This window comes from Streptomyces sp. 147326 (assembly GCF_045000215.1).
Taxonomy (GTDB): domain Bacteria; phylum Actinomycetota; class Actinomycetes; order Streptomycetales; family Streptomycetaceae; genus Streptomyces.
This window is the reverse complement of the sequence record NZ_CP134201.1, coordinates 4,118,735-4,144,424: the sequence shown is the minus strand read 5'-3', so window position 1 is coordinate 4,144,424 and position 25,690 is coordinate 4,118,735. Positions and strand designations below refer to the sequence as shown.

27 protein-coding genes and 1 tRNA gene are annotated in these 25,690 nt (G+C 70.7%); 17 read left to right on the top strand and 11 right to left on the bottom strand.

Features of this window, described 5'->3' with window-relative positions; all coding sequences use genetic code 11:
- The first annotated feature begins 1 nt into the window (after position 1).
- From RIU97_RS18555 to xerC, 7 genes are all read left to right on the top strand, one after another.
- The gene (locus RIU97_RS18555) at positions 2 to 2,122 is read left to right on the top strand and encodes a hypothetical protein (RefSeq protein ID WP_404958161.1); all 2,121 of its coding nucleotides are present in this window, start codon (positions 2 to 4) and stop codon (positions 2,120 to 2,122) included.
- 223 nt (positions 2,123 to 2,345) lie between these two features.
- Positions 2,346 to 2,834 (top strand): hypothetical protein, encoded by a 489-nt coding sequence (locus RIU97_RS18550; RefSeq protein ID WP_404958159.1) that lies wholly within the window; start codon positions 2,346 to 2,348, stop codon positions 2,832 to 2,834.
- A 12-nt stretch (positions 2,835 to 2,846) separates the two neighbouring features.
- Positions 2,847 to 2,999 carry a hypothetical protein gene (locus RIU97_RS18545; protein ID WP_404958157.1) on the top strand — a complete coding sequence of 51 codons (153 nt, stop codon included), beginning with the start codon at positions 2,847 to 2,849 and terminating at the stop codon, positions 2,997 to 2,999.
- A 93-nt stretch (positions 3,000 to 3,092) separates the two neighbouring features.
- Positions 3,093 to 3,947, top strand: coding sequence for a bifunctional DNA primase/polymerase (locus tag RIU97_RS18540; protein WP_404958155.1), 855 nt, complete (start codon positions 3,093 to 3,095; stop codon positions 3,945 to 3,947).
- A 1-nt stretch (position 3,948) separates the two neighbouring features.
- Positions 3,949 to 5,421: an ATP-binding protein gene (locus tag RIU97_RS18535; RefSeq protein ID WP_404958153.1), complete on the top strand. Its 1,473-nt coding sequence runs from the start codon at positions 3,949 to 3,951 to the stop codon at positions 5,419 to 5,421.
- Positions 5,422 to 5,926: 505 nt separating this feature from the next.
- A complete protein-coding gene (locus RIU97_RS18530) occupies positions 5,927 to 6,139 on the top strand; it encodes a helix-turn-helix domain-containing protein (RefSeq protein WP_360895150.1) in 213 nt (70 codons plus the stop codon).
- Entirely contained in the window at positions 6,136 to 7,314 is a 1,179-nt protein-coding gene (gene xerC / locus RIU97_RS18525; protein WP_404958150.1) for a tyrosine recombinase XerC, read from the top strand. Before RIU97_RS18530 ends, xerC begins: the two co-directional genes overlap by 4 nt.
- A 65-nt stretch (positions 7,315 to 7,379) precedes the next feature.
- Here the strand turns inward: xerC and RIU97_RS18520 are convergent.
- Both RIU97_RS18520 and RIU97_RS18515 read right to left on the bottom strand, forming a co-directional pair.
- Positions 7,380 to 7,453, bottom strand: a tRNA-Pro gene (locus tag RIU97_RS18520).
- A gap of 100 nt (positions 7,454 to 7,553) precedes the next feature.
- Positions 7,554 to 8,492, bottom strand: coding sequence for a metallophosphoesterase (locus RIU97_RS18515; protein WP_361752409.1), 939 nt, complete (start codon positions 8,490 to 8,492; stop codon positions 7,554 to 7,556).
- Between the two features lie 68 nt (positions 8,493 to 8,560).
- Here RIU97_RS18515 and RIU97_RS18510 point away from each other — a divergent pair, with 68 nt between their 5' ends.
- Positions 8,561 to 9,022, top strand: a complete 462-nt coding sequence (locus RIU97_RS18510; protein ID WP_319722136.1) for a GatB/YqeY domain-containing protein — start codon at positions 8,561 to 8,563, stop codon at positions 9,020 to 9,022.
- 70 nt (positions 9,023 to 9,092) lie between these two features.
- Here the strand turns inward: RIU97_RS18510 and RIU97_RS18505 are convergent, their stop codons facing one another.
- The gene (locus RIU97_RS18505) at positions 9,093 to 11,381 is read right to left on the bottom strand and encodes a transglycosylase domain-containing protein (RefSeq protein WP_404958147.1); all 2,289 of its coding nucleotides are present in this window, start codon (positions 11,379 to 11,381) and stop codon (positions 9,093 to 9,095) included.
- A gap of 385 nt (positions 11,382 to 11,766) precedes the next feature.
- Between RIU97_RS18505 and RIU97_RS18500 the strand changes: the two genes are divergently transcribed.
- Positions 11,767 to 12,117 (top strand): WhiB family transcriptional regulator, encoded by a 351-nt coding sequence (locus tag RIU97_RS18500; RefSeq protein WP_404958145.1) that lies wholly within the window; start codon positions 11,767 to 11,769, stop codon positions 12,115 to 12,117.
- A gap of 29 nt (positions 12,118 to 12,146) precedes the next feature.
- On the opposite strand, the gene RIU97_RS18495 is transcribed toward RIU97_RS18500, so the two are convergent.
- Both RIU97_RS18495 and RIU97_RS18490 read right to left on the bottom strand, forming a co-directional pair.
- Complete coding sequence (locus RIU97_RS18495) at positions 12,147 to 13,493, bottom strand: ArsA family ATPase (RefSeq protein WP_404958143.1); 1,347 nt, start codon at positions 13,491 to 13,493, stop codon at positions 12,147 to 12,149.
- Positions 13,490 to 14,473, bottom strand: a complete 984-nt coding sequence (locus tag RIU97_RS18490) for an ArsA family ATPase (protein ID WP_404958141.1) — start codon at positions 14,471 to 14,473, stop codon at positions 13,490 to 13,492. Before RIU97_RS18490 ends, RIU97_RS18495 begins: the two co-directional genes overlap by 4 nt.
- Positions 14,474 to 14,570: 97 nt before the next feature.
- Here RIU97_RS18490 and RIU97_RS18485 point away from each other — a divergent pair, with 97 nt between their 5' ends.
- The 5 genes from RIU97_RS18485 to RIU97_RS18465 all read left to right on the top strand — a co-directional run bounded on the left by RIU97_RS18485 (position 14,571) and on the right by RIU97_RS18465 (position 17,411).
- On the top strand, positions 14,571 to 14,732 hold the full coding sequence (locus RIU97_RS18485; RefSeq protein WP_007264966.1) for a DUF4177 domain-containing protein: 162 nt from the start codon (positions 14,571 to 14,573) through the stop codon (positions 14,730 to 14,732).
- Positions 14,729 to 15,202 carry a RidA family protein gene (locus tag RIU97_RS18480; protein ID WP_404958138.1) on the top strand — a complete coding sequence of 158 codons (474 nt, stop codon included), beginning with the start codon at positions 14,729 to 14,731 and terminating at the stop codon, positions 15,200 to 15,202. Before RIU97_RS18485 ends, RIU97_RS18480 begins: the two co-directional genes overlap by 4 nt.
- A gap of 162 nt (positions 15,203 to 15,364) precedes the next feature.
- Complete coding sequence (locus RIU97_RS18475) at positions 15,365 to 16,273, top strand: NUDIX hydrolase (protein WP_404958136.1); 909 nt, start codon at positions 15,365 to 15,367, stop codon at positions 16,271 to 16,273.
- The gene (locus tag RIU97_RS18470) at positions 16,270 to 17,115 is read left to right on the top strand and encodes an MBL fold metallo-hydrolase (RefSeq protein ID WP_404958133.1); all 846 of its coding nucleotides are present in this window, start codon (positions 16,270 to 16,272) and stop codon (positions 17,113 to 17,115) included. The genes RIU97_RS18475 and RIU97_RS18470 overlap by 4 nt, the downstream gene beginning before the upstream one ends.
- The gene (locus RIU97_RS18465; RefSeq protein ID WP_404958131.1) at positions 17,112 to 17,411 is read left to right on the top strand and encodes a hypothetical protein; all 300 of its coding nucleotides are present in this window, start codon (positions 17,112 to 17,114) and stop codon (positions 17,409 to 17,411) included. Before RIU97_RS18470 ends, RIU97_RS18465 begins: the two co-directional genes overlap by 4 nt.
- 49 nt (positions 17,412 to 17,460) lie before the next feature.
- On the opposite strand, the gene RIU97_RS18460 is transcribed toward RIU97_RS18465, so the two are convergent.
- Positions 17,461 to 18,270 (bottom strand): nucleotidyltransferase domain-containing protein, encoded by an 810-nt coding sequence (locus RIU97_RS18460; protein ID WP_404958130.1) that lies wholly within the window; start codon positions 18,268 to 18,270, stop codon positions 17,461 to 17,463.
- Positions 18,271 to 18,387: 117 nt separating this feature from the next.
- Complete coding sequence (locus tag RIU97_RS18455; RefSeq protein ID WP_003981529.1) at positions 18,388 to 19,062, bottom strand: Crp/Fnr family transcriptional regulator; 675 nt, start codon at positions 19,060 to 19,062, stop codon at positions 18,388 to 18,390.
- A 251-nt stretch (positions 19,063 to 19,313) separates the two neighbouring features.
- Between RIU97_RS18455 and nth the strand changes: the two genes are divergently transcribed.
- From nth to RIU97_RS18440, 3 genes are all read left to right on the top strand, one after another.
- Positions 19,314 to 20,180 carry an endonuclease III gene (nth, locus tag RIU97_RS18450; protein ID WP_404958127.1) on the top strand — a complete coding sequence of 289 codons (867 nt, stop codon included), beginning with the start codon at positions 19,314 to 19,316 and terminating at the stop codon, positions 20,178 to 20,180.
- A 92-nt stretch (positions 20,181 to 20,272) separates the two neighbouring features.
- Positions 20,273 to 21,001, top strand: coding sequence for an NUDIX hydrolase (locus RIU97_RS18445; protein WP_404958125.1), 729 nt, complete (start codon positions 20,273 to 20,275; stop codon positions 20,999 to 21,001).
- Between the two features lie 13 nt (positions 21,002 to 21,014).
- A complete protein-coding gene (locus RIU97_RS18440) occupies positions 21,015 to 22,217 on the top strand; it encodes a MarP family serine protease (protein WP_404958123.1) in 1,203 nt (400 codons plus the stop codon).
- A gap of 21 nt (positions 22,218 to 22,238) precedes the next feature.
- Here the strand turns inward: RIU97_RS18440 and RIU97_RS18435 are convergent, their stop codons facing one another.
- From RIU97_RS18435 to nhaA, 4 genes are all read right to left on the bottom strand, one after another.
- Positions 22,239 to 22,412 (bottom strand): hypothetical protein, encoded by a 174-nt coding sequence (locus tag RIU97_RS18435; protein WP_319722124.1) that lies wholly within the window; start codon positions 22,410 to 22,412, stop codon positions 22,239 to 22,241.
- 174 nt (positions 22,413 to 22,586) lie between these two features.
- On the bottom strand, positions 22,587 to 23,546 hold the full coding sequence (locus RIU97_RS18430) for an alpha/beta hydrolase (RefSeq protein ID WP_319722123.1): 960 nt from the start codon (positions 23,544 to 23,546) through the stop codon (positions 22,587 to 22,589).
- The gene (locus tag RIU97_RS18425; RefSeq protein WP_404958119.1) at positions 23,543 to 24,001 is read right to left on the bottom strand and encodes a phage holin family protein; all 459 of its coding nucleotides are present in this window, start codon (positions 23,999 to 24,001) and stop codon (positions 23,543 to 23,545) included. Before RIU97_RS18425 ends, RIU97_RS18430 begins: the two co-directional genes overlap by 4 nt.
- A gap of 55 nt (positions 24,002 to 24,056) precedes the next feature.
- A complete protein-coding gene (gene nhaA, locus RIU97_RS18420; RefSeq protein WP_404958117.1) occupies positions 24,057 to 25,535 on the bottom strand; it encodes a Na+/H+ antiporter NhaA in 1,479 nt (492 codons plus the stop codon).
- Positions 25,536 to 25,690 lie beyond the last annotated feature (155 nt).

Below are 25,690 nucleotides of genomic sequence, written 5' to 3'. Positions count from 1 at the left end.
CATGGCCAACACCAAGACCAAGAGCAAGGCGAAGGCCGTCGAGCACCAGGGGCTTGCCCTGGACTGGGCCGCGGGCCACGGGCCCGTCACCGGCGCACTGTCCGCGACCACGGGGGCGTATGCGGTGGCCACGGTCGGCACGCTCGCCCACATGCCCCCCGGCTGGGCCCTCGCGATCGGCACGGTCGGCGTGATCGGGCACACGGCCAGTGGGCTGCGGCAGAAGCTGGCCGGCCGCACCATCACCTCCCGTGCCGCGTCCTGGCTCCTCGGATCCGGCTGGACCACGTGGGCGCTGGCCACCGGCCCGCTGGAGTGGACCAAACTCGGCGCGCTCGCCGTCCTCGGGGTCGGCATGGGCGCCACGGCGCGCTCGGTCGGCTTCTACGAAGAGGCCCGGGAGCTGGAGGCCATCGCCGCGGCCGAGCGGCAGGTGGCCCGGGAACTGTCCGCCGAGCGGCGCGCGATCGCCGCGGAGTGGGTGGACCGGGTCCAGCGGGTCTGCGGGATCACCCTGCGCGTGGTCGCGGTGGAGATGTGGCCCACGAACACCGGGTTCACCATCGACGCCGAACTCCCCCCGGGCGGAACCACCTACGACCGGATCGCCCGGGAGAACGCCCGCCTGTCTGCGGACGCCCGGCTGCCACACGGCTGCACCGCCGCAGCGTCCCCCGGCATCGACCAGGGCCGCGTCCTGATCGACGTCACCACCGTCAACGTGCTGGCCGCCGAGGTTCAGTACCCCTCCGAGTACAGCGCCCTGTCGATCCACACGGGGATCCCGTGGGGGTACCGCACCAACGCCGAGGAGATTTGCGCCTACCTGCGCGAGCAGTGCGCGCTGGTCGTCGGGCCGACCGGATCGGGCAAGACGAACATGGTCCACGTGATCCTGGCCGGGTTCGCCCGCGCCACGGACATCCTGACGTGGGTCATCGACCTCAACGCGGGATCGGCCGGCCTGCCGTGGATCCGCCCCGCGATGGACCCGGGCAGCGAGAATGAGAAGGCGGTGCGGCCGGGGATCGACTGGCTCGCCGCCAGCCACGAGGAAGCCCACCTGATGCTGGACGCGGCCCTGCGGGTCGGTAACTACCGCAAGCGCGCCTACCAGGACCTCATGGCCAAGGCGAACACCGACCTTCTGCCGATCAGCCACGAGATCCCGCAGATCATGCTCCTGATCGATGAGGGCGCGGAGATCTTGATCAGCCGCGATCCGGAAACCCGCAAGCTCGCCAGGAAGATCCTCGAAGTGATCCGGATGCTCCGCGCCATGGGCATCCGCACCGTCCTGACCGCGCTGGGCGCCACTGGGGCGGTTCTGGGCGACATGATGATCCGCCGCGAAGCCAAGACCCGCGTGGCGCTGACCGGTGGTGCGACCGAGGGCATGGACCTGGCCAAGCTGTTCCCCGGCGGGACCGGCCTGCGGATCGAGCAGGCACCCCACAAGGGCACCGGCTTCATGGGCACCCCCGAATCCCCCGCCGCCCTGTTCGGAACCTGGCGGATCCTGCCGCGGCAGATCCGCGACATCGTCCACGCGACCTCGGACCGGCACCCCTACCTGGACGCCGTCTCCGCCAAGGCCGCAGGCCCCGACTACGCCCGCCGCTGGAACGCCGACCGCACCGCCTGGATCACCGAACACCAGCACACCGACCCCGAGGAGACCACCGCGGCCCCGTCCGGGACCACCCCGGCGGGCAGGGGACTGAACCTCTCCGCCCACCGGGCCGCACAGGCGGCGCCGGCCGCCGTGGATGAGGACGCGCTCGCCGAGCAGTTCCGGCGGGAGATCGACGCCCAGTTCGCCACCGCACCCGACCCGGCCGAGCCGAAGGAGCAGCCGCGGCAGGGACTGAACCTGTCCGCCCACCGGCAGGAGGACGGACAGGACAGCGGGCCGAATGCCGGGCCGGGATGGCTCGCGGAAGCGATCACCGCGATCTACGCCGCCGGGACCGACGGCCTGAAGCCGGCCGCCGTCGCGGACCTCGCCGGGAAGGACCGCAAGACCGTCCGCGCCGCCCTCCGAGCCGCCGCCAAGCGCGGCGAGCTGGTCTACCGGGACAACGGCCCGCACTCCGTCTACGTCCACCCCGACCACGCCTGAACACGGTCACAGAAAGCTACTGGGTAGTGAGTAGTGGGGCACACCCCACTACCCACTAGAACACCCCACTAGCTCCCCCACAGCCCTTCAACAGGTCTTTCTACTGGGGACCCCACTACCCACTACCCAGTAGCCACACCCCACTAGAACCACGCAGAGCGACCACCCACAGCGGGCGACCCCACCACCCCGGGGCCGCCCGCACCGCGTCCAGGAGCCTGCAATGCCCTATGAACCCACCCGCACGAGCACCACCCCGCCCGCCCGCTACGGCGACCCGATCCTCTACCCGACCGCCGTCCAACAGCCGGTGATGATGCCCGCCGAACTCCCGCCGGGAGTCGAGATGGTCACCCTCCCCGGCGGATACCGCACCCTCGCCTACACCCACCCCGCCGCCCCGGCACCCGCACCGGCCGCCGTGCAGCCGGTCCCGACGTGGGCCAAGACCACCGCCCTGCTCGCCCCGACCGTCGGCGGAGGGATCGCCGCGGCCGGGTTCGGGATCTCCTACGCCGCCCCGGGACTGATCGCCATGACCGAAGCCCTCTGGGCCGCCATCGCCCTCATCGCCGCCGGCACCCTCGCCCCGTTCCTCCTCCGCGCCGGACGGGGAGCGGGACACGGTGCGGCGCCGGTCCAGCACGTCACCCAGCACATCAGCGCGTCCGGGATGTTCGGCCGCGCCACCGGCACCCTCAACAACCACTGACCAGGAGCACCCATGGACGACCTCTACTGCGACGAGTGCTGCCAGTCCAACTGCCCCGGCCACCACTGGTGCGAGGACTGCGACACCGAGGAGTGCCAGGAATGCCAGGGGTGCGACTGCCCCGGCTATGAGTGCCCCGGCCCCGCCGCCCACAACGGCTTCTGAGCCATACCGCCACTGAAAACAACGAGGGCGGCCCCGTCTCGCCAAAGTCCGGGCCGCCCTCATCCAGATGCGAATGAACTGGAGGCCTCCAGCATGACTCAACCCATCCTCTCCGCGCAGCTGCGCGCGGCCCTCGACCTCGCCGAGCGGGGCATTCCGGTGCTGCCCTTACGGGAGGGCAAGGGCCCTATGGGCAACTGCCGCGCCTGCCGGAAGAACGCCTGCGGCGGCCGGCCGAACATGAAGACCCCCGGCCCGTGCACCTGCGCGGCGCCGTGCCACGCCTGGGCCGCCGCCACCACCGACTCGGCCGTCCTCACCTCCGCTGCCTGGACCCCGGCCTGGCGGCAGGCCGCAGCCGTGGCTTACCACCCCGGCGGTACCGGCCTCACCGTGGTCGACCTCGACAACGCCGACGCGATCGCCTGGGCCCGGCAGAACCTGCCCACCACGCGAACCGTGCCCAGCACGCGCGGGGAGCACTGGATCTACCTGGGCACCATGTCCTCCCCCAATGCCGTACGCCCGGGCGTCGACATCAAGTCCCTGATGTCCTACGCCCGCTGGCTCGGCCCCGGCACCGGCACCATGGGCCCGCTCCCGGACGTCGTGCGCGCCCTCGCCGTGAAGGAGCCCACTGCGGCCCGGCGGGCGTCGAGCCCCGTCACCGTTACGGCGCCGCCCGGGGGTGGGCAGTGCCCTCACCGCTCGCCCGCCTACCTGGAACGCGGCATCGCCATGGCGGAGCAGCGGATCGAGGAAGCACCGGACGGCATTCACCGGACCGTCTACCGGATGTTCCTCGCGGTGCTGTCCGCGCACGGCCGGTGCGGCTGCCTCACCGAGGTGCACATCAAGCGTCTGTTCACCGCGGCGCAGGGCCGGGGTGAGTCCTTGCGGCACTGCGAGGACGCGTGGTCCAACGCCGCTGCTGCTCTGGGGATGTGACATGGCTGAGGACGAGAAGAACCCGGCGCGGGAGGTCATCACCGACTACGCGCAGCAGCATTTCCGGTACTTCCGCACGGTCGACGGCACCGTTTACGCCCAGCGCAACGGCCACCCCGTAGCTCGCCCGATCCGCTCCCAGGGGACGACCGGCAGCCACCGGCAGGAACTCATGGTCGGCCTGTTCCGCGACGGGGTCGGCGTCTTCAACGGAACCGCCTTGAAGGAGGCACTCGACTTGATCGAAGCACTCGCTCTCACTGAGGACGTCCAGCCCGTCCACATCCGAGTAGCCCCCGGGTTCGACGGGGCGACGTGGCTGGACCTCGGCCGCGACGACGGCCAGTCCGTCCGCATCCACCCCAACGGCTGGGACATCCTCACCCCCGACCCCCGTGAGGTCTGCTGGCGCCGAACCCAGCTCACCGGCGAACTCCCCCTCCCCGTCAAGGACACCGACGGCAAGGGCATCGACCTGCTGATGCGCCTGGCCAACTTCTCCAGCGCCCAGAGCGAGGGACTGGCCCTGGCCTGGCTCGTCGGCTGCCTTGGCCCCGACGTTCCCGTCCCGGCCCCGTTCCTCACCGGCCCCCAGGGCGCGGGCAAGTCCACCGCCGGCAAGATGCTCGTCCGGATCATCGAGGGCATGAGCGGCGACCTGCGCCGCCCGCCCAAGGACGAAGAGAACCTGATCACCGCTGTTGCCGCCGGGTGGATCACCGGCCTGGACAACCTCTCCCACCTCGGCCCGGACCTCTCCGACCTCATGTGCTGCATCGTCACCGGGGCCGAGAACATCAAGCGGGCCCTGTTCACCGACGGCGACGTCGTCCGCGCCCGCTACCGCCGCCCGCTCCTGCTGACCGGTATCGACGTCGGCGTCATCCGGCCCGACCTCGCCGAACGCCTCCTCCCTCTCCGCCTGGAACGCCCCCGCGTGCGGCGGACCGAAGAGGAGCTGTGGACGGAGTTCGCGCGGGAGTTGCCTGTGATCCTCGGGTCCGTGCTGGACCTGGCCGTCAGCGTCCGCGCCGCCCGCGCCGACATCCCGACCGACCTGCGCATGGCCGACTTCGCCCACCTGTGCGCGCAGCTCGACGCTGCCCGCAGCTTCGGGGCGCTGGATGCCTACCGGGCCAGCCTGGACGATCTCAACGACGACGTCATCGAGGGTGACCTCCTCGCCCAGACCGTCCTCAAGCACGCCGCCGACACCGAGCCGGGCACCGAGGTCCGGATGACGTCGGCAGAGTGGCTGCACGCGCTGACCCAGCTCTATACGGGCGAGGACTTCCGGCCCCAGCCCAAGGGGTGGCCCACCACGGGCAAGGTTCTCTCGGACCGCCTCAAGCGCCTTCAGCCCGTCCTCGCCGCCCGTGGTGTCCTCGTCGACTGGGGCCGCACCCGGACCGCCCGCTACATCGCGATGGCCCGGCCCCAGCCCACGCAGGACGAGCAGCCGGACCTCTTCTAGCCCTGCGTAGGCGGTCCCGGCCGCACAAGCAAGAGGAGCACCCCCGCCCTGGCGCCCCGGTGCTCTTCTTGTTCTTCGGCGGCCGCGCCGCCGCCCAAAGGGCGTGCCGCTTGCGGCTCCGCATTTACGCCCGAAGGCGCACACAACAACAGACACAAGCCCCACCTTTTTCCTAAGTAGGAAGACGCTGCGTCACCTGCGTCACGACGGCCCCGAAAACCGGTCATGACCTGCACCAACACCCGTGACGCAGAACCCAATTCCTGCGTCACCGTTCGTCACCTGCGTCACCCGTGACGGATGGCTGTGTCACGGGTGACGTAGCCACCGACCCCCTGTGTCACGCGAACCCGCAGGTCAAGGCCTCAAATGACGCAAGCGACGCGGTGACGCAGAAATCCCAACCTCGGACACACGCCGATGTTCAGGCCTCGGTCTTGAGCCCCCTGTTTGCCGCACGCCGCCGCGCCGCCGCGCCGCCATCAGCCCGGAGGAAGGAACACCAGTGAGCGTCACGACCACGCCGCCCATGGAACCTGTCCTGCTCAAAGTCGCAGCAGCCACGACCGCCCTCAGCCTGAGCCGCTCCGTCATCTACGAACTGATCCGCTCCGGCCGCCTCCGCACCGTCAACGAGGGCCGGGCCCGGCTTATCCCCCGTTCCGCCATCAACGAGTACGTCGCGCTTCTGGAGCGCGAGGCAGGAGAGAGCAAGTGACCAAGCGCCGCAGCAGGGGAGACGGTGGTCTCCACTGGGACGAGAAGCGGCAGCGGTGGATCGCCACCGCCACCCTCGGCTTCGATGCTCGCGGGAAGCGCGTCGTGCGGAAGGGGAGCGGCAAGACCAAGACCGAGGCCAAGGCCAAGCTCAAGGAGGTGCTCCGCGACCACGAGGACGGGTTGGCCGTCGCACCGACCAACTACACCGTGGCGAACGCTGTGAACGACTGGCTCATGTACGGGCTGGCAGGCCGCGACGCGGGGACCGTGGCCACGTGCACCTCCCTGAGCAGGATTCACGTGATCCCCGCGCTTGGCGCCCGGAAGCTCCGGGAGCTGAGCGGCGAGGATGTCGACCTGTGGCTTGCCGAGAAGGCCAAGACGCTCAGCACCCGCACGCTCCAGGCGATCCACTCCTGCCTGAACCGCTCCGTGAAGCGGGCCATGGTCCGGGACAAGGTGAAGCGGAACATCGTGGAGCTGTGTTCCATCCCGACCGGGCAGCCCGGCCGGCCGTCGAAGGCGCTCAAGCTGGCCCAGGCCGAAGCCGTGCTGAAGGCCGCGGAGGGGACGTCTGCGTACGCGTACATCGTGGTGGCCCTGCTCACCGGCGCCCGAACCGAGGAGATGCGAGCGCTCACCTGGGATCACGTCTTCCTGAAGGGGGACCCCACCGCGGTGCCTCCCGTGCCGCCACACATCGCGGTGTGGCGGTCGGTCCGATCCACCGGGGACACCAAGACCAAGAAGTCGCGCCGGACGATCGCCCTGCCGGCGCGATGCGTGGACGCACTCTGGCAGCAGTTCGAGGAGCAGGGGTGGGACCGGCTCGCCGCCGGTGATCAGTGGACGGAGAAGGGTCTCGTCTTTTCCTCCGCGACGGGGACGGAGCTGGATTCCACGAACGTCCGGCGCGCCTTCCGGCAGGCCATCACCGGAGCCGAAGGGGTCGACGCGAAGGACTGGACCCCGAGGGAGTTGCGGCACAGCTTCGTGTCCCTGCTGTCCGACAGCGGCGTCCCGCTCGAAGAGATCTCCCGGCTCGTCGGGCACTCCGGCACGGCCGTCACCGAGGCGGTCTACCGGAAGCAGATCAGACCCGTAATCCAGACGGGGGCGACCGCCATGGACGAGATCTTTAGGGCCGCTCCGAACCCGGAGTCACTCAGTTAGTCACCCAAACGCAGAGGACCACCTACCGAAATCGGTAGGTGGTCCTCTGACCTGGTACTACAGCGTCGGGGTGGCGGGATTTGAACCCACGACCTCTTCGTCCCGAACGAAGCGCGCTGCCAAGCTGCGCTACACCCCGATCGCCGCCTGCAGCACTTGCTGTCCTGGCGACATCGATTACTTTAGCGGACCTCTCGCCGGAGACGAAATCCGGTTTTCGCGCAGTGGTCGCGCAGGTGCTACGCCTGCGGGGTCAGCGTCAGGAGTGTCGCCTCCGGCGGACACGCGAAGCGGACCGGGGTGAAGCGGTTGGTGCCGCAGCCCGCCGAGACGTGGAGGTACGCCCGCTGCCCCGCCGCCTCGTGCGTGGACAGGCCCTTCACCCGCTTGGTGTCGAGGTCGCAGTTGGTGACGAGCGCCCCGTAGAAGGGGATGCACAGCTGGCCGCCGTGGGTGTGCCCCGCGAGGATCAGCGGGTACCGGTCGGCGGTGAAGGACTCCAGGACGCGCAGGTACGGGGCGTGCACCACGGCCATCGAGAAGTCCGCGTCCTTCTCCGGGCCGCCGGCGACCATCTCGTAGCGGTCCCGCTTGATGTGCGGGTCGTCGAGCCCGGTGAAGGCCAGCTCCAGGCCTTCCAGCTTCAGCCGCCCGCGGGTGTTGGTGAGGTTCAGCCAGCCCGCCGCGTCGAAGGCGTCCCGCATCTCCTCCCACGGGTTGTGGACGGCGCCGACGACCGGCTTGTTGCCGTTCAGCCCGTGCCGGCCCTGGGCCTTCTCCAGCAGGTAGCGCCCGGGGTTGCGCAGCCGCGGGCCGTAGTAGTCGTTCGACCCGAAGACGTACACGCCCGGGAAGGACATCAGGGGGCCCAGCGCGTCGAGCACCTCGGGGATGCCCTCGGTGTCGGAGAGGTTGTCGCCCGTGTTGACGACGAAGTCGGGGCGCAGGCCGGCCAGGGACTGCAGCCAGGCGCGTTTCTTGCGCTGCCCGCCCACCATGTGGATGTCGGACACCTGGAGTACGCGCAGCGGGCGCATCCCCCGGGGAAGGACCGGCACCGTGACCCGGCGCAGGCGGAAGGACCTCGCCTCGAAACCGGCGGCATAGGCCACACCCGCGGCCCCCACCGCAGCGATTCCGGCAGCCGCTTTCAGGGGTACTCCGTAACGCGCACGCATGGACCCATCGTCTCAGACCCGGAAAACCAGTGAGCGCCACTGCCCCCGCACCTGGCAGACTCACGTCCATGACCACGCTCAAGGCCAAGCTCCAGGAAGACCTCACGACCGCCATCAAGGCGCGTGACGAGCTGCACTCGTCCACGCTGCGCCTGACCCTCTCCGCCATCACCAAGGAGGAGGTCGCCGGCAAGGAGGCACGTGTGCTCTCCGACGAAGAAGTCCTCAAGGTGATCGCCAAGGAGGCGAAGAAGCGCCGCGAGGCGGCGGAGGCCTTCGCCCAGGGCGGCCGTGCCGAGCAGGCCGCGCGGGAGACCGCGGAGGGCGAGTTCCTCGACACGTACCTGCCCAAGCAGCTCACCGACGACGAGCTCGTCGCGATCGTGGCGCAGGCGGTCGAGGAGGCCAAGGCCGCGGGTGCCGAGGGTCCGCGGGCCATGGGCGCCGTCATGAAGATCGTGAACCCGAAGGTCGCCGGGCTGGCGGAGGGCGGGCGTGTCGCCGCCGTCGTCAAGCAGCAGCTCTCGTAGGGCTGGCAAGTGACGGGGAGGGCCCCAGCCGGAACCGGCTGGGGCCCTCCCCCGTGTTGCGTGGCGACCGCTACCGGTCGTCGCGGCCGCCGATCACGCCGCGCGGGTCGATCGTGATCCCGGGGAAGGGGGGCTGCGGCTCGACGCCGCCCGTGGCCCCGCCCGTGGCCCCGCCAGTGGCTCCGGCGGTCTGGCCGCCGGGCCGCCCGCCGGGCTTTCCGTCGCCGCCCGGCTTGCCGGGCCTGGTCGGGGTGGTGGGCGGCCGGTTGCCGCGGGAGCCGCCGGGCGGAACGTTCGATTCCGGGATGCTGACGTTGACGAACCGCAGGGCCTCCCGTCCGTCCAGCGCGCCCGTGACCGCGTCCTTCCAGATCGGGCCGGGCAGACCGCCGCCGAAGACCTTCTGGTAGGGCTTGCCGCCGATGACGATGTTCTCCATCGTGATCTTCTTCGCCCCGCCCGAGCCGACCCACACCGCGCCGGAGATGTTCGGGGTGTAGCCCACGAACCAGGCGTTGTAGCGGTTGTCCGTCGTACCCGTCTTGCCCGCGCTGTCGCGGTCGGTCAGACCGGCCCGCTCACCGGTGCCGGAGTCGATCACTCCGCCCAGCAGGGTGTTGATGGTGTCGGCGGTCGTCTCCGACATCGCCCGCTCGCACTTGCTCTTCGGCACCGAGAGGGCCTTGTTGTGCGCGTCGGTGATCGACTCGATGGCGACGGGGGTGCAGTAGACGCCGCGGTTGGCGAAGGCCGCGTACGCGTTGGCCATCGTCAGCGGGGACATCTCCTCCGAGCCGAGCGCGATGGCGGGACCGTCGGCCAGCTTCGCCCCGCTCGCCGGGACCACGCCGAGCTTCTGCGCCATCTCCGACACCGGGCACAGGCCGATCTCGGAGATCATCTCGACGAAGTAGGTGTTGATCGACTTCTCCATCGCCGTCCGCAGCGCGTAGGGGCCGATCTCGTCCTCGGTCTCGTTCTCCGCCGATTCCTTGCTGACGTTGACGTACTGGGACCCGTCGCAGCGGGAGATCCCGCTCGGGTAGTCCATCTTGTTCGGCGCCGAGTAGACCTTCGTCGGCGGCAGGCCCCGCTCCAGCGCGGCGGCGGCGATGAACGGCTTGAAGGTCGAGCCGACCTGGAAGCCGAAGTTCGAGCCGCCCATCCGCTTGTCCACGGAGTAGTTGATCTGCGTCTCGTTCTTCCCGAAGCCGTACGGCTTGGACTGACCCATCGCCAGCACCCGGCCGGTGCCCGGCTGGACCATGGTCACGGCCGTCGCGATCGAGTCGTCCTGGTAGACGTGGTCCTTGATCGACTCGTTGGCCGCGTCCTGCGACTGCGGGTCCAGCGTCGTGCGGACGGTCAGACCGCCCTGGTTCCAGACCTTCGCCCGTTCCTCGCGCGTCTTGCCGAAGACGGCGTCGGTCAGGAAGGTGTTGCGCACGTAGTCGCAGAAGAAGCCCGCGCCCTTGACCGCGGTGATGCAGCCGTTCTTCGGCTTGGTCACCTTCAGGGTGACCGGCTTCGCCTTCGCCGCGTCCGCCTCCGCCTGCGAGACGTCCTTGGTGTCGGCCATGCGCTGCAGGACGATGTTGCGGCGCTTCGTCGCCTCCTGGGTGTCGTTCACCGGGTCGTACCGGCTCGGCGACTGCACGACGCCCGCCAGCAGCGCGGACTCCTCCAGGGTCAGGTCCTTGGCCGGCTTGCTGAAGTAGCGCTGGGCCGCGGATTCGATTCCGTACGCCTGCTGGCCGAAGTACGTGATGTTGAGGTAGTTCTCGAGGATCTTCTTCTTCCCGAGTTCCTCCTCGACCTGGATCGCGAACTTCAGCTCGCGGATCTTGCGGCCGAGGCTCTTCTCCTGGGCCTCGCGCACCTTGGTCTCGTCGTCTCCGGCCTCTTCGACGAACACGTTCTTCACGTACTGCTGGGTGAGCGTGGAGGCGCCCTGTGCGGCGCCGCCCTCCTGCGCGTTGCGGTTGACCGCGCGCAGGATGCCCTTGAGGTCGACGGCTCCGTGTTCGTAGAAACGGGAGTCCTCGATGGCGACGATCGCCTTCTGCATGTACGGGGAGATCGCCGTGAGCGGGACCACTTGCCGGTCGCGTGAATAGACGGTGGCGATCAAGCCGCCCTCGGCGTCCAGAATCGTGGTCCGCTGGCTCAGCGGCGGAGTCTTGAGATTGGCCGGGATCTCATCGAATCCCTCGACCGTGCCCTTGGCCGCCAGCCCCAGGGCGCCTGCAGCCGGAATCGCCATGCCGGCCAGCACAACTCCGGAGAGAACGGACACCCCGAGGAACTTGGCGGCCTGCTGGCTCCCCGTGAGCCCGCCGCCCGAGCGCTTCTTTCCCATAGAGGGCAGCCTACGTTCTGATTCGCCGGACACACGCGAATGCCTTGGCCTAAGCTGTCCCCAACTGTCACAGCAGTGCGGTGCGACATCAACCCCTCGGCTTGATTTTCACCCTTCCCGAATGGGGTGGACGCATGTCCGAATCTCGCCCCTCCGCTGAAGCCGATCCGCCGATTCCACCCGAATTGCCGGAATGGCCGGGCATGTCGCCGGATCACTCCGTCGGGTGATCTGCCGCTTACCCATAGTCCGTTCGGACCATTCAAGATTGGGCCCGACGGGGGTGTTGCACTGTGCCCGCCTTCCGTAACGTCCTCAACTGGCAGCGGTGAATATGCCGCTACCGCCGTGGGGGAGCCTCGATTCGGGAGAGGACGGCGCCGGGATGGGCTGGGTTACCGACTGGAGTGCGCAGGCAGCCTGCCGCACTACCGATCCGGATGAACTGTTCGTTCAAGGAGCGGCACAGAACAGGGCCAAGGCGGTGTGCACCGGATGTCCGGTGCGGACCGAATGCCTGGCCGATGCGCTCGACAATCGCGTCGAGTTCGGCGTGTGGGGCGGAATGACCGAGCGGGAACGACGTGCGCTGCTGCGCCGGCGTCCCACCGTCACCTCGTGGCGACGGCTGCTCGAAACCGCCCGTACGGAGTACGAGCGCAGTACGGGCATCCTCACCATGGATGCAGACGCGGAGATCGACGTTCCGTACGAGACGTTCGCGGCAGCCGGGTAGACCACGCGGCCGCCACGACGTACGAACGCCTACGCTCCGGCCGGAACCCCGGCCGCGAGTCGCTCTCCGATGGCCCGCAGCCCGGCGAGATCGTGCACATCGCCGGGCAGGGCGGCCACTTCGGCCACCGCCACCTCGGGGTGCAGTGAGGTGAAGCGATCGCGTGTGCGCTGTTCACGCGCGATCACCTGCATGCGTTCGGCATGCAGGCGCAGCAGTCCTGCCGTGAGCCGGTCGACGGCCGCGGTATCGCCTTCGGTGCCGGGGGAGCCTGTCTCGGGAGGGTTCGCGGTCTTTGCGGTCCGTGCCGCCTCTGTCGTCGGTGCGGTCGCCGTTCGTGTGGTCCCGGCCGCCTCGGTCGGTCCCGCGGCCGTGTCACGAAGTCCAGCTTTCCCGGACTCCTGATCGACAATGCCGCCTTCTTCAAGATTCTCTGCGGCGGCCAACGCCCGTTCGGCGGACAGCTGGTCGGCGCCGCTGCCGTGCACCCGGTTCAGTACCAGTCCGGCCAGCGGCATGCTCTCCGCGGCCAGCCGCTCCACGAAGTACGCCGCCTCGCGCAGGGCGTCCGCCTCGGGCGCCGCCACCACCAGGAAGGCCGTTCCGGGAGCCTGGAGCAGCCGGAAGGTCGCGTCGGCGCGCGTGCGGAAACCGCCGAACATCGTGTCCATCGCGGCCACGAAGGTCTGCACGTCCTTCAGCAGCGAGGCACCCATCAGCTTGCTGAGGGTGCCGGTCATCATCGACATGCCGACATTGAGGAACTTCATCCCCGCCCGGCCGCCCACCTTCGCCGGAGCCATCAGCACCCGGATGAACTTCCCGTCCAGGAAGGACCCGAGGCGCTTCGGCGCGTCCAGGAAGTCGAGGGCGGACCGGCTCGGCGGGGTGTCCACGATGATCAGGTCCCAGTCGTCCCGGGCCCGCAGCTGGCCCAGCTTCTCCATCGCCATGTACTCCTGCGTGCCCGCGAAGCCGGCCGACAGCGACTGGTAGAAGGGGTTCGCGAGGATGGCCCGGGCCCGCTCGCCGTCCGCGTGCGCCTCGACGATCTCGTCGAAGGTCCGCTTCATGTCCAGCATCATGGCGTGCAGTTCACCGCCGTCGGCGCCCACGCCCGCGACCTTGCGCGGGGTGTTGTCCAGCGAGTCGATGCCCATCGACTGCGCGAGCCGGCGCGCCGGGTCGATGGTGAGCACGACCGCCTTCCGCCCGCGCCCGGCCGCCCGTACGCCCAGTGCCGCGGCCGTCGTGGTCTTGCCGACCCCGCCCGCCCCGCAGCACACGACGATCCGGGTCTCCGGGTCGTCCAGCAGCCGGTCGACCGCCAGCCGCGGCGGAGTGTCCAGCCCCATGGTGTCCACCCCCTCGCTCATTCGGCCACCGTCTGCTTCCGCAGTTCCTTGGCCAGCTCGTACAACCCGGCCAGATCCACCCCCGCGCCGAGCAGGGGCAGTTCGTACGTCGGCAGGTCCAGCCCCGCCAGTACGGTGCGCTGCGCGCGCTCCAGTTCCACCCGGCTCGCGTGCTCGGCGGCCTGCGTGAGCAGCGGGTCCACCAGCCGCTCGGCCAGCCCGCCGCGGCGCGCGCCGCCGAGGCCCGCCCGGGAGAGCGCCCCGGCCACCTCGGCGCGGTGGTCGCCCGCCGCGGTGCGCAGGGTGTCCTCGTCCAGGTGGTGCGGCCGCACCATGTTGACGACGACCCGGCCGACGGGCAGCCCGGCCTCGCGCAGTTCCTCGATGCCGTCGCCGGTCTCCTGGACGGGCATCTCCTCCAGGAGGGTGACCAGGTGGACGGCCGTCTCGGGGGACTTGAGCACCTTCATGACGGCCTGCGCCTGGTTGTGGATCGGCCCGAACCGGGCCAGCCCCGCCACCTCGTCGTTGACGTTCAGGAACCGGGTGATCCGCCCGGTCGGCGGCGCGTCCATGATCACGTGGTCGTAGACGTACCGACCGGCCTTGTCCTTGCGCCGCACCGCCTCGCACGCCTTGCCGGTCAGCAGGACGTCACGCAGTCCGGGGGCGATGGTCGTCGCGAAGTCGATGGCGCCGAGCTTCTTGAGCGCGCGGCCGGCCGAGCCGAGCTTGTAGAACATCTGGAGGTAGTCCAGCAGCGCCCGTTCGGCGTCGATGGCGAGCGCGAAGACCTCGCCGCCCCCGCCGGGCGCGACGGCGATCTTCCGCTCCTCGTACGGGAGCGCCTCGGCACCGAAGAGCTGCGCGAGCCCCTGCCTGCCCTCGACCTCCACCAGAAGAGTCCGCTTGCCCTCGCGTGCGAGGGCAAGCGCGAGTGCCGCGGCGACCGTGGTCTTGCCGGTGCCGCCCTTGCCGCTGACCACCTGGAGCCTGCTCACAGCGTCCGAGCCTAACCACTCGCCTCCCGGAACACGCATGAGCCTCCCCCCTGACTCGGTCCGGGGGGAGGCTCGCACAGGCACTACCCTCGCTCCCATGACCAAGAAGTTCGAATACGCGACGGTCCCGCTGCTGGTCCACGCCACCAAGCAGATCCTGGACACCTGGGGCGAGGACGGCTGGGAGCTCGTCCAGGTCGTGCCCGGCCCGAACAACCCCGAGCAGCTCGTTGCCTACCTCAAGCGGGAGAAGGCATGAGCGGGGTTGTCGACGCGAAGCTGGCCGAGCTCGGCCTGACCCTGCCCGAGGTCGTCCCGCCGCTGGCCACGTACCAGCCGGCCGTGCGCTCGGGCGTGTACGTCTACACCGCGGGTCAGCTCCCGATGGTGAAGGGCAACCTGCCGGTCACCGGCAAGGTCGGCGCGGAGGTCTCGCCGGAGCAGGCCAAGGAGCTGGCCGCCACGTGCGCGCTGAACGCCCTGGCCGCCGTCAAGTCGGTCGTCGGCGACCTCGACAAGATCGCGCGGGTCGTGAAGGTCGTCGGCTTCATCGCCTCGGCCCCCGACTTCACGGCCCAGCCGGGTGTGCTGAACGGCGCGAGTGAGCTCCTGGGCGCCGTCCTCGGCGACAAGGGCGTCCACGCCCGCAGCGCGGTCGGCGTGGCGGTCCTGCCGCTGGACGCCCCGGTCGAGATCGAGATCCAGGTCGAGCTGGTCCCGGGAGCCTGACTCTTTCGGAGGGGCTGGATTGCCGCAGGGCAGTTTCAGCCCCTCCGGCGTTCGAGGCGTGGGCTCCGGGGCGAAGCCCCGGAGCCCTGCGCAGCCCGCCCGCGCCGCCGGGCGTGGCAGGTGACCCTCGAACATCGGGCCGGATGGCCGTAGCATCCGGCCATGCCGAATGGTCAGCATGGTCAGCAGCAGCCCCCCGCCGGAGGCCAGTGGTACCCGCCGGAGTGGCCCGACCGCATCCGCGCGCTCGCGGACGGCTCCCTCGTGCCGGTGCCACCGCGCCGCGCCGCCACCGTGATGCTCCTGCGCGACACCCCCGCCGGTCCCGCCGTGCACATGCTGCGCAGACGGGCCTCCATGGCCTTCGCCGGGGGCGCGTACGCCTATCCGGGCGGCGGGGTCGACCCCCGCGACGAGGAGCACCAGGTGGGCTGGGCGGGGCCCTCGCAGCAGGACTGGGCCGCCAGGCTCGGTACGGACGCCCGGACCGCCCAGGCCATCGTCTGCGGCGCCGTACGGGAGACCTTCGAGGAGGCGGGCGTCCTGCTCGCCGGGGAGACCCCGGACACCGTCGTCGGCGACACCACGGGTGACGACTGGGAAGCCGACCGGCAGGCCCTGGTCGCCCGCGAGCTGTCCTTCGCGGAGTTCCTCGACCGCCGCGGCCTGCGGCTGCGCTCCGACCTGCTCGGGGCGTGGGCCCGCTGGATCACCCCCGAGTTCGAGCCGCGCCGCTACGACACCTGGTTCTTCGTCGCCGCGCTCCCCGAGGGCCAGCGCACCCGCAACGCCTCCACCGAGGCCGACCGGACCGTCTGGATCCGCCCGGCCGACGCGGCCGCCGGCTACGACAAGGGCGAGCTGCTGATGATGCCGCCGACCATCTCCACCCTGCGCTCCCTGGAGCCGTACGGGAGCGCCGTCGACGCGCTCACCGCGGCCGCCGCCCAGGACCTCGCCCCGGTGCTGGCCGAGGCCGTGCTGGAGGACGGCGAGGTGGTGCTCAGCTGGCCGGGCCACGACGAGTTCACCAAGCGGGTCCGCCTCGGCCGTCCGGGAGGCACCGCATGAGCGACGCCGCCGCACTGCCGGGGCAGCCCCGCGGAGTGGTCACCTCCGGGCCGGCGACCGCCCGCGCGGTGAACGTCCTTGCCCCCAACGCCTCCCCGATGACCCTGGACGGCACCAACACCTGGCTCCTCGGCGAGCCCGGCTCCGACCTCGCCGTCGTGATCGACCCGGGCCCGCTGGACGACGCACACCTGCGGGCGGTCATCGCCACCGCGGAGCAGGCCGGCAGGCGGATCGCCCTCACCCTGCTCACCCACGGCCACCCCGACCACGCCGAGGGTGCCGGCCGCTTCGCCGAGCTCACCCGTACCAAGGTCCGCGCCCTGGACCCGGCCCTGCGCCTCGGCGACGAGGGCCTGGCCGCCGGGGACGTCATCCGGACCGGCGGTCTGGAGCTGCGCGTGGTCCCGACCCCGGGCCACACCAGCGACTCGCTCTGCTTCCACCTGCCCGCGGACCGGGCCGTGCTGACCGGCGACACCATCCTCGGCCGCGGCACCACGGTCGTCGCCCACCCCGACGGCCGCCTGGGCGACTACCTGGACTCCCTGCGCCGCCTGCGCTCGCTCACCGTGGACGACGGGGTGCACACCGTCCTCCCGGGCCACGGGCCGGTCCTGGAGGACGCCCAGGGAGCCGTCGAGTACTACCTGGCCCACCGCGCGCACCGGCTAGCCCAGGTCGAGACCGCCGTCGAGAACGGGTTCGTCACCCCCGAGGCGGTCGTGGCCCAGGTCTACGCGGACGTGGACCGTTCCCTGTGGCCGGCGGCGGAATGGTCCGTCCGGGCGCAGCTCGAGTACCTTCAAGATCACGGACTGATCCCCGGAGGACCCGAATGAACACCGTTTTCCTGCTCGTCATGCTGACCGGCACCGCCGGATGGATCACCTCGACGGTGTCGCTGCGCGTGAAGAGCCTCCAGCTCAAGGCGGACCGGATGGAGCGCCGCCTGGCCCTCGTGCTGGACCACTTCGGCATCGAGGAGCCGGAGCCGGCCGGCATGGACGAGGTGCGCGCCCTGATCGCGGCCGACCGGCACATCTCGGCGATCAAGGCCTACCGCCAGATCACCGGCGCGGGCCTGGCCGAGGCCAAGCTGGCCGTCGAAGCCCTCGCCGTCGCCGAGAAGTCCTAGGCCTCTTCGCCCGCCAGGGCCTAGTCGGCCTCCCGCGGGGTCTTCGTGCCTAGCCGGCGTCCCGCGGGGTCTTCGTGCCGTGCCGGGCCGAGTACTCGTCCGCGAGCCACGGCCCGAGGTCCTCGACGTACGCGCGCAGCACGGCCGGGTCGGCGACCGGATCCAGTGCCGCGAGGGCGGCGGCGCGCATCTGGTCCGCGCGCTCCGGGTAGTAGCCGCCGAAGATCTCCGCGGACTCGGTGAGATCGCTGGTCCACCCGCCCCACCGCGGCATCACCAGAGTGAACCCGGTGCGCACCAGGTGCCGTGAGAAGAACCGGCACAGCCTCCGGTACTCGTCCTCGGTCGACGCCTCCCGCACCCGCCTGCGCCACCCGGGCAGTACGTCGGCCAGGTCGCCGTTGGTCTCGCGGGCGAGCAGGCTGTCCGGACGGTAGCGCGGGAGGTGCTCGGCCAGGTCCGCGCCGAGCAGGGGCGTGCACAGGCAGGCGAGGAACCAGCCCAGGCCGAATCGTTCCGCCTCGCTCAGCAGGGTGTCCTTGCCGTACAGCAGGATGCCGGCGCCGTCGATCTCCGGGAAGTCCTCGTCGAGCCCGCGCGCCAGCACCTCCGCGGCGTCTCGGTCCTCGTCGGCGGGCTCGTGGTGCAGGGCCAGCAGGAGGTCGAGGTCGGACCGCCCGGGCCGGGCCGTCCCGCGCGGCACGGACCCGTACAGGTAGGCACTGTGCAGCCACCGCCCGTACGCCTCGCGGATCCGCCCGCGGGCGGCCGCGACGACGCCCGCGAACTCGCCCTGGACCTGCCCGAGGGAGCCCTCGCGCTCGAAGTACCCGTACGTGTCCAGCCCTCTGTGCCCCATGCACCCACTGTGCACGGAGCGGCCCCCGAGGCGTTCGAGGCGCGGGGCCTTGTCCTGGACATGCGAAAGGGCCCCGCCCCCTCGGGCAGGACCCCCTCGAACAGCCGGGATCAGGCGTCAGCGCGAGCGCTTCGCCAGGCGCTCCACGTCCAGCAGGATGACCGCACGCGCCTCCAGGCGGAGCCAGCCGCGGCCCGCGAAGTCGGCCAGGGCCTTGTTCACGGTCTCGCGGGAGGCGCCGACGAGCTGCGCGAGCTCCTCCTGCGTGAGGTCGTGCACCACGTGGATGCCCTCCTCCGACTGCACGCCGAAGCGGCGCGACAGGTCGAGGAGCGCCCGCGCCACACGGCCGGGAACGTCGGAGAAGACCAGGTCGGACATCTGGTCGTTGGTCTTGCGCAGGCGCCGGGCGACGGCGCGCAGCAGCGCGGTCGCGACCTCGGGCCGGGCGTTGAGCCAGGGCTGGAGGTCGCCGTGGCCGAGGCCGAGCAGCTTGACCTCGGTCAGGGCGGTGGCGGTGGCGGTGCGCGGGCCCGGGTCGAAGAGCGACAGCTCGCCGATCAGCTCGCCGGGGCCGAGGACGGCCAGCATGTTCTCGCGGCCGTCGGGGGAGGTGCGGTGCAGCTTCACCTTGCCCTCGGTCACGACATACAGCCGGTCGCCGGGGTCGCCCTCGTGGAACAGGGCGTCACCGCGTGCGAGGGTCACCTCGCCCATGGAGGCGCGGAGCTCCGCGGCCTGCTCGTCATCGAGCGCCGCGAAGAGCGGGGCGCGCCGCAGAACGTCGTCCACGAGTCTCTCTCCTATGTCGACCAGCTCAGGGGACCGTGCTCCCCATTTTGCCGGACGGCTCAAACAGTGCGATCAATCACAAGGATGCCGGACAGACGGGCGTGCTGTGCGGCGAGAGGCCAATCGGAGTGGTGTTACCTGAGGTCCGGACGGGTGTCAGCGGCCGGCCTTAGGCTGGCCGGGTGTCCAATAAGCCGGTGAGAGCACAGGCCAAGGGGTCCGCAGGAGTGACGGCGCCCCAAAATTCAGCCGTGGGCGAACAAGCCCCAGTGAACGCGTCCGCGAAGGCCGCGGCCACCCCCCAGGGCAAAGTTTCGGCCAAGAAACCGAAGGTGGCCAAGCCCGAATCGCGCCTGGCCATGGTGCGCAGGGCGCGGCGCATCAATCGCGAGCTGGCCGAGATCTATCCGTACGCCCATCCGGAACTCGACTTCCGCAATCCCTTCGAGCTGCTCGTCGCGACGGTGCTCTCCGCGCAGACGACCGACCTGCGGGTGAACCAGACGACCCCGGCCCTCTTCGCCGCCTACCCGACGCCCGAGGACATGGCCGCGGCCGCTCCCGAGCACCTGGAGGAGCTGATCCGGCCGACCGGGTTCTTCCGGATGAAGGCCAAGTCCCTGCTCGGCCTCTCGCAGGCCCTGCGGGACGACTTCGGCGGGGAGGTGCCGGGCCGGCTCGAAGACCTGGTGAGCCTGCCCGGAGTGGGCCGCAAGACCGCGAACGTGGTCCTCGGCAACGCGTTCGGCGTACCCGGGATCACCGTCGACACCCACTTCGGCCGACTGGTGCGCCGCTGGAAGTGGACCGAGCAGCAGGACCCGGAGAAGGTCGAGGCGGAGATCTGCGCGATCTTCCCGAAGAGCGAGTGGACGATGCTGTCGCACCGCGTCGTCTTCCACGGCCGCCGTATCTGCCACTCGCAGCGGCCGGCCTGCGGGGCCTGCCCGATCGCCCCGCTCTGCCCGGCGTACGGGGAGGGCGAGACGGACCCGGAGAAGGCGGCGAAGCTGCTGAAGTACGAGAAGGGCGGCCAGCCGGGCCAGCGGCTGACCCCGCCCCCGGACTACCCGGGACTGCCCGCACTGCCGCTGGGGGGTGCTCCGGCGCCGTCCTGAGCGGTCCCGGGCGGACCCGGCAGTGGCGCTGCACCTGAGGAACCAATCGGTACCCGCACGGCGTTTGGCGGTGTGGGAGATCACGGACGGGGATGCCTATGACGCGCGGTAGCGGTACACGGAACGAGGCTGCGGCGGGAGCCCGCGCGGGCGACGGCATCGCGCTCAGCACGCACGGCCTGCCCGCCTGGCTCGACCCCGTCGTCGAGGCCGCCCGGAGCGTGCAGCCGCGGCAGCTGAGCCGGTTCCTGCCGCCCGAGGACGGCCGCGGGCGGCAGTCCGCCGTGCTCGTCCTCTTCGGGGAGGGCCCCCGAGGCCCCGAGCTGCTTCTCATGGAGCGCGCCGGCACCCTGCGCTCGCACGCGGGGCAGCCGTCCTTCCCCGGTGGCGCGCTGGATCCGGAGGACGGTGATCCGCACACCACCGGCCCGCTGCGCGCGGCGCTGCGCGAGGCCGAGGAGGAAACCGGACTCGACCCTTCCGGTGTTCAGCTCTTCGGCGTGCTGCCCCGGCTCTACATCCCGGTCAGCGAGTTCGTCGTGACCCCGGTCCTCGGCTGGTGGCGCACCCCCAGCCCGGTCGGCGCCGTGGACCCGGCCGAGACGGCCCGGGTCTTCACGGTTCCCGTGGCCGATCTCACGGATCCCGATCACCGGGTCATGGCCGTCCACCCGGCCGGGCACCAGGGGCCGGGATTCACCGTCGAATCGGCTCTGGTCTGGGGTTTCACCGCCGGAGTGATCGACCGGATCCTGCACTTCGCAGGGTGGGAGCTCCCCTGGGACCGCACGCGCCAGGTCCCGCTCGACTGGCGCGCATGAGACGGTGGCCCACGTGAACGTGCTGGACATCCTGTTGCTGCTCGCCGCCGTGTGGTTCGCGATCGTCGGCTACCGCCAGGGGTTCGTCGTCGGCATCCTGTCGGTGATCGGATTCCTCGGCGGTGGTCTCATCGCCGTGTCCCTGATCCCGCTGGTCTGGGACCGGGTGACGGACAACGGCACCCAGGTGTCCACCACCGTCGTCGTCATCGCCGTCGTCGTCATCATCGTCTGCGCCTCGATCGGCCAGGCCCTGACCACCCACCTAGGCAACCGGGTCCGCCGCCAGATCACCTGGTCACCGGCGCGCGCCCTCGACGCGACCGGCGGCGCCCTGGTCAACGTGGTCGCGATGCTGCTGGTGGCCTGGCTGATCGGACTGCTGCTCGCCGGGACCTCACTGCCCACCCTGGGCAAGGAGGTCCGCAACTCCAAGGTGCTCCTCGGCGTGTCACGGGTGCTGCCCGACCAGGCGAACACCTGGTTCATGGACTTCAGCTCCACCCTCGCGCGCAACGGCTTCCCGCAGGTGTTCACCCCGTTCTCCAACGAGCCGATCACCGAGGTCAGGGAGCCCGACCCGGCGCTCGCGATCAGCCCCGTCGCCGAGCAGGCCAAGCGCTCGATCGTCAAGGTCGTCGGCACCGCGCCCAGCTGCAGCAAGGTGCTGGAGGGCACGGGCTTCGTCTTCGCGCCCGGCAAGGTGATGACCAACGCGCACGTCGTCGGCGGCGTCGGCGAGCCGACCGTCCAGATCGGCGGCGAGGGCAAGCTCTACGACGGCAAGGTCGTGCTCTACGACTGGGAGCGCGACATCGCCGTACTGGACGTGCCCAAGCTGAAGGCTCCGGCGCTGGAGTTCACCGACAAGGACGCGACGAGCGGCAGCGACGCGATCGTCGCCGGCTTCCCGGAGAACGGCGCGTACGACGTCCGCGCCGCCCGCGTCCGCGGCCGGATCAATGCCAACGGACCGGACATCTACCACCGCGGTACTGTCCGACGGGACGTCTACTCGCTGTTCGCGACCGTCCGCCAGGGCAACTCCGGCGGTCCGCTGCTGACCCCCGAAGGCAAGGTGTACGGGGTCGTCTTCGCGAAGTCCCTCGACGACCCGAACACCGGCTACGCGCTGACGGTGGACGAGATCCGCGACGACATCCAGACCGGTAAGGTCGCCGACCGGCGGGTCCACAGCCAGGGCTGCGCCCTCTGAGGCACCGCGCCCGCCGGGCCCCTACGTCCGTGGATGGCGCAGGCGCGCCGAGACCCAGCGGGCCCGGCGGCGCAGGATGCGCGGAATCCCGAGGCGGAGGTCGTGGCCGTGGCGGCCGGCCCTCTCGTGGGTGCCCGGCGTAGCCGCCGAGCGGTGTTCGTGCGCGGTGTCACCGTAGTCGTGCGTCCAGCTCATACTCCGAGCTGTGCCCGTGCCCCAAGGTCCGTAACCCCGTCAGGGGCGGCCAATTGGCCTATGCGCCAGGCAATTGAATGCTTGTAAGACGAGCGTACGAGCGAACTGTCCGACTTTCACAGGGCGATCGGGAGCCGGACGGGGGCCGGCCGGAGGGTGGCGCGGCGGTCGGGCTCAGCGGTCCGGCTCGGGATCCTTGAGCCAGTTCACCAGCTCCGTCGAGAAGGCCACGGGGTCCTCCTCGTGCGGGAAGTGCCCGAGCCCGTCGAACAGCCGCCACCGGTACGGGGCTTCGACGTACTCCCCGGACCCGGCCGCACTGCGCGTCCGCATCACCGGGTCGAGCGAGCCGTGCAGATGCAGCGTCGGCACCCGCACCGGCCGCTTCATCCGCCGGTTGAACTGCAGCCCGTCGGGCCGCGCCATCGACCGCATCATCCAGCGGTACGGCTCGATCGAGCAGTGTGCGGTGGACGGGATGCACATGGCCCGCCGGTACACGGCGAGGTCCTCTTCCTCGGGCGGCCGGGGACCCGACCAGTCCCGGATCAGGTCCCCTACGAGCGCCCCGCCGTCGGCGACGAGTTGACGCTCGGGCACGAACGGCCGCTGGAAGCCCCAGATGTGCGAACTGGCGCGCGTCTGACCGAAGTCGGACAGCATCGCCGAGCGCCAGCGGCGCGGGTGCGGCATGGAGGAGACGACGAGCCGGCGCACCAGCTTGGGCCGCATCACGGCCGCCGTCCAGGCGAGGTACCCGCCCAGGTCGTGCCCGACGAGCGCGGCGTCCGGCTCGCCGAGGGACCGTACGACCCCGGTGATGTCGAGCGCCAGGTTGGCCGGGTCGTAGCCGCGCGGGGTGCGGTCGCTGCCGCCCACTCCGCGCAGGTCCATCGCGACCGCCCGGTACCCGGCGTCGGCGAGCGCGGTCAGCTGGTGCCGCCAGGTCCACCAGAACTGCGGGAAGCCGTGGAGCAGCAGCACCAGCGGCCCGTCGCCCAGTTCGGCGACGTGGAAGCGGGCGCCGTTCGCGGCGACGTCCCGGTGCGTCACCGCCTGCCCGCCGGGGAGGTCGAGCCGTACCGCCGTGGCAGCTGTGGGGGGAATGCTGGAATCCGGGGTGGGCGCTGTCATGAGGACGAGCGTGCCACACCCACAGCCTTGTCACTCACCGGCCGCGGGTGCGGCTTGACGGTCCCGACCAGTGCGGCGGTCTGCTTGACGGAGGCGATGGACTTCTCCGGCGGCGTGATCTTCTTGAACTTCCGCACCGCGATCAGCACGAGCACACCCGCGATGAGCAGGAACGCACCGCCGACGATGAGGAAGCACCAGGCGAGCCCGAGCCCGAGGTTGTGGATCCCGTACGCGGCGGCGAAGGTCAGCACCGGAAGCGAGAAGACCGCGAGCACACCTGCGCCGGCGAGGGAGGCGGAGCCGCTGCCCACGCGCTTGACGTCCTCGCGGATCTCCGCCTTGGCGAGGGCGATCTCGTCGTGAACCAGGGCGGACATCTCGGCGGTGGCCGAGGCGACCAGTTGGCCGAGTGTGCGCTCGGCTCCCTGCGCCTCTTGGTCCACTGCGCTCATCGCTCTCTCCCTCTGTCGTCTGCTGCCGTGCGGCTGTCCTGCGTCGTCAGTCAGATCATGCCGGACGGTCGCCCTCGGTGGTGGACCCGGTCGTGCTTTGGAGCGCCGCGGCAGCCGCGCTCTCGGCCTTGCGACGGTGTTCCGCGGCCCGGTCCTCGTAGATCCTGGCCATCCTCAGGTGGTACTCGGGGTTGTGCTCCTCGTAGATGTCCGGGATGCCGTCGAGGTCCTCGTCCCGTTCCTCGGCGTCGGTGAGCGCCTTGTACGTGCGGTTGCGGAGCTTGAGCATGATGCCCGCGATCACGGCGGCGATGAGCGAGCCGATCAGTACGGCGGCCTTGACCTCGTCGGTGAGGACCGGGTCGCCGGTGAAGGCGAGCTCGCCGATCAGGAGGGAGACGGTGAAGCCGATGCCGGCGAGCGTGGCCACCGCGAGCACGTCGGGCCAGGCGAGGTCCTCGTTCAGTTCGGCCTTGGTGAATCGGGCGGCCAGCCAGGTGCCGCCGAAGATGCCCACGGCCTTGCCGACGACGAGGCCGAGGACCACGCCGAGGGTCTCGGGCCGGGTGAACACCTGCGCGATGGCCTCGTCGGAGAGCGAGACGCCGGCGGAGAGCAGTGCGAAGAAGGGCACGGCGAGACCGGCCGAGACGGGCCGGACCAGGTGCTCGATGTGCTCGCCGGGGGAGAGCTCCTCGCCCTCCCTGCGGGTGCAGCGGAGCATCAGGCCCATGGCGACGCCGGCGATGGTGGAGTGGACGCCGCTGTTGTACATCAGGCCCCAGATGACCAGCGCGAGCGGGACGTAGACGTACCAGCCGCGGACGCCCCGGCGCAGCAGGAACCAGAAGAGGGCCAGGCCCACGAGCGCGCCGCCGAGCGCCAGGAAGTCGATCTCGCTGGTGAAGAACACCGCGATGATCATGATGGCGAAGAGGTCGTCGACGACCGCGAGCGTCAGCAGGAAGGCGCGCAGGGCCGACGGCAGGGAGGTGCCGAGGACGGCGAGGACGGCGAGCGCGAAGGCGATGTCGGTGGCGGTCGGGACCGCCCAGCCGTCCATCGCGCCGTTGCCGAGGGTGTTGACCAGTACGTAGACCAGCGCGGGCACGGCCATGCCGCAGACGGCGGCGATCACCGGGAGGGCGGCCGCCTTGGAGTCGCGCAGGTCGCCCGCGACGAGCTCGCGCTTGAGCTCGATGCCGGCGACGAAGAAGAAGATCGCGAGGAGTCCGTCGGCCGCCCAGTGCTGGAGCGAGAGGTCCAGGCCGAGGGAGCTGGGGCCGATGTGGAAGTCCTGCACCGCCCGGTAGCTGTCCGCCAGGGCTGGGACGTTCGCCCAGATCAGGGCGGCAACGGCGGCCGCGAGCAGGAGTACGCCGCCGACGGTCTCGGTGCGCAGGGCATCGGCGACGAAGCGGCGCTCGGGCAGCGAGAGCCGGCCGAGCAGCTTGCGGCTCTGGCGGTCGGTGGGGCTGGGCGCTGCCACGAGGGGACACCTCCGGGGTCGGTTGGACGGCATGGCGAAGCTCATTGCCGACCAGACTTCCCGGCGCACCCTGTGGTCTTTCTTTACGCTTTAAATATTTTACAGGGTGTACGCGAGGACGTATCCGGCGATCTTCACTTTATGTGTGAAAGGGGCACCCGGCGCGTCGCGCGCCGGATGCCCCTTTGGGGCCTTGGCGT

What these genes read in the sequence shown, in the direction of transcription:
- RIU97_RS18510 (WP_319722136.1), top strand. Translation starts at nt 8,561, where the DNA reads ATGACCACGCTCAAGGCCAAGCTCCAGGAAGACCTCACGACCGCCATC.
- RIU97_RS18480 (WP_404958138.1), top strand. Translation starts at nt 14,729, where the DNA reads ATGAGCGGGGTTGTCGACGCGAAGCTGGCCGAGCTCGGCCTGACCCTG.
- RIU97_RS18550 (WP_404958159.1), top strand. Translation starts at nt 2,346, where the DNA reads ATGCCCTATGAACCCACCCGCACGAGCACCACCCCGCCCGCCCGCTAC.
- RIU97_RS18535 (WP_404958153.1), top strand. Translation starts at nt 3,949, where the DNA reads ATGGCTGAGGACGAGAAGAACCCGGCGCGGGAGGTCATCACCGACTAC.
- RIU97_RS18470 (WP_404958133.1), top strand. Translation starts at nt 16,270, where the DNA reads ATGAGCGACGCCGCCGCACTGCCGGGGCAGCCCCGCGGAGTGGTCACC.
- RIU97_RS18500 (WP_404958145.1), top strand. Translation starts at nt 11,767, where the DNA reads ATGGGCTGGGTTACCGACTGGAGTGCGCAGGCAGCCTGCCGCACTACC.
- RIU97_RS18485 (WP_007264966.1), top strand. Translation starts at nt 14,571, where the DNA reads ATGACCAAGAAGTTCGAATACGCGACGGTCCCGCTGCTGGTCCACGCC.
- RIU97_RS18505 (WP_404958147.1), bottom strand. Translation starts at nt 11,381, where the DNA reads ATGGGAAAGAAGCGCTCGGGCGGCGGGCTCACGGGGAGCCAGCAGGCC.
- RIU97_RS18495 (WP_404958143.1), bottom strand. Translation starts at nt 13,493, where the DNA reads ATGAGCGAGGGGGTGGACACCATGGGGCTGGACACTCCGCCGCGGCTG.
- nhaA (WP_404958117.1), bottom strand. Translation starts at nt 25,535, where the DNA reads ATGAGCTTCGCCATGCCGTCCAACCGACCCCGGAGGTGTCCCCTCGTG.
- RIU97_RS18435 (WP_319722124.1), bottom strand. Translation starts at nt 22,412, where the DNA reads ATGAGCTGGACGCACGACTACGGTGACACCGCGCACGAACACCGCTCG.
- RIU97_RS18445 (WP_404958125.1), top strand. Translation starts at nt 20,273, where the DNA reads ATGCCTATGACGCGCGGTAGCGGTACACGGAACGAGGCTGCGGCGGGA.
- RIU97_RS18540 (WP_404958155.1), top strand. Translation starts at nt 3,093, where the DNA reads ATGACTCAACCCATCCTCTCCGCGCAGCTGCGCGCGGCCCTCGACCTC.
- RIU97_RS18515 (WP_361752409.1), bottom strand. Translation starts at nt 8,492, where the DNA reads ATGCGTGCGCGTTACGGAGTACCCCTGAAAGCGGCTGCCGGAATCGCT.
- RIU97_RS18475 (WP_404958136.1), top strand. Translation starts at nt 15,365, where the DNA reads ATGCCGAATGGTCAGCATGGTCAGCAGCAGCCCCCCGCCGGAGGCCAG.
- RIU97_RS18425 (WP_404958119.1), bottom strand. Translation starts at nt 24,001, where the DNA reads ATGAGCGCAGTGGACCAAGAGGCGCAGGGAGCCGAGCGCACACTCGGC.
- RIU97_RS18430 (WP_319722123.1), bottom strand. Translation starts at nt 23,546, where the DNA reads ATGACAGCGCCCACCCCGGATTCCAGCATTCCCCCCACAGCTGCCACG.
- RIU97_RS18545 (WP_404958157.1), top strand. Translation starts at nt 2,847, where the DNA reads ATGGACGACCTCTACTGCGACGAGTGCTGCCAGTCCAACTGCCCCGGC.
- RIU97_RS18460 (WP_404958130.1), bottom strand. Translation starts at nt 18,270, where the DNA reads ATGGGGCACAGAGGGCTGGACACGTACGGGTACTTCGAGCGCGAGGGC.
- RIU97_RS18465 (WP_404958131.1), top strand. Translation starts at nt 17,112, where the DNA reads ATGAACACCGTTTTCCTGCTCGTCATGCTGACCGGCACCGCCGGATGG.
- RIU97_RS18555 (WP_404958161.1), top strand. Translation starts at nt 2, where the DNA reads ATGGCCAACACCAAGACCAAGAGCAAGGCGAAGGCCGTCGAGCACCAG.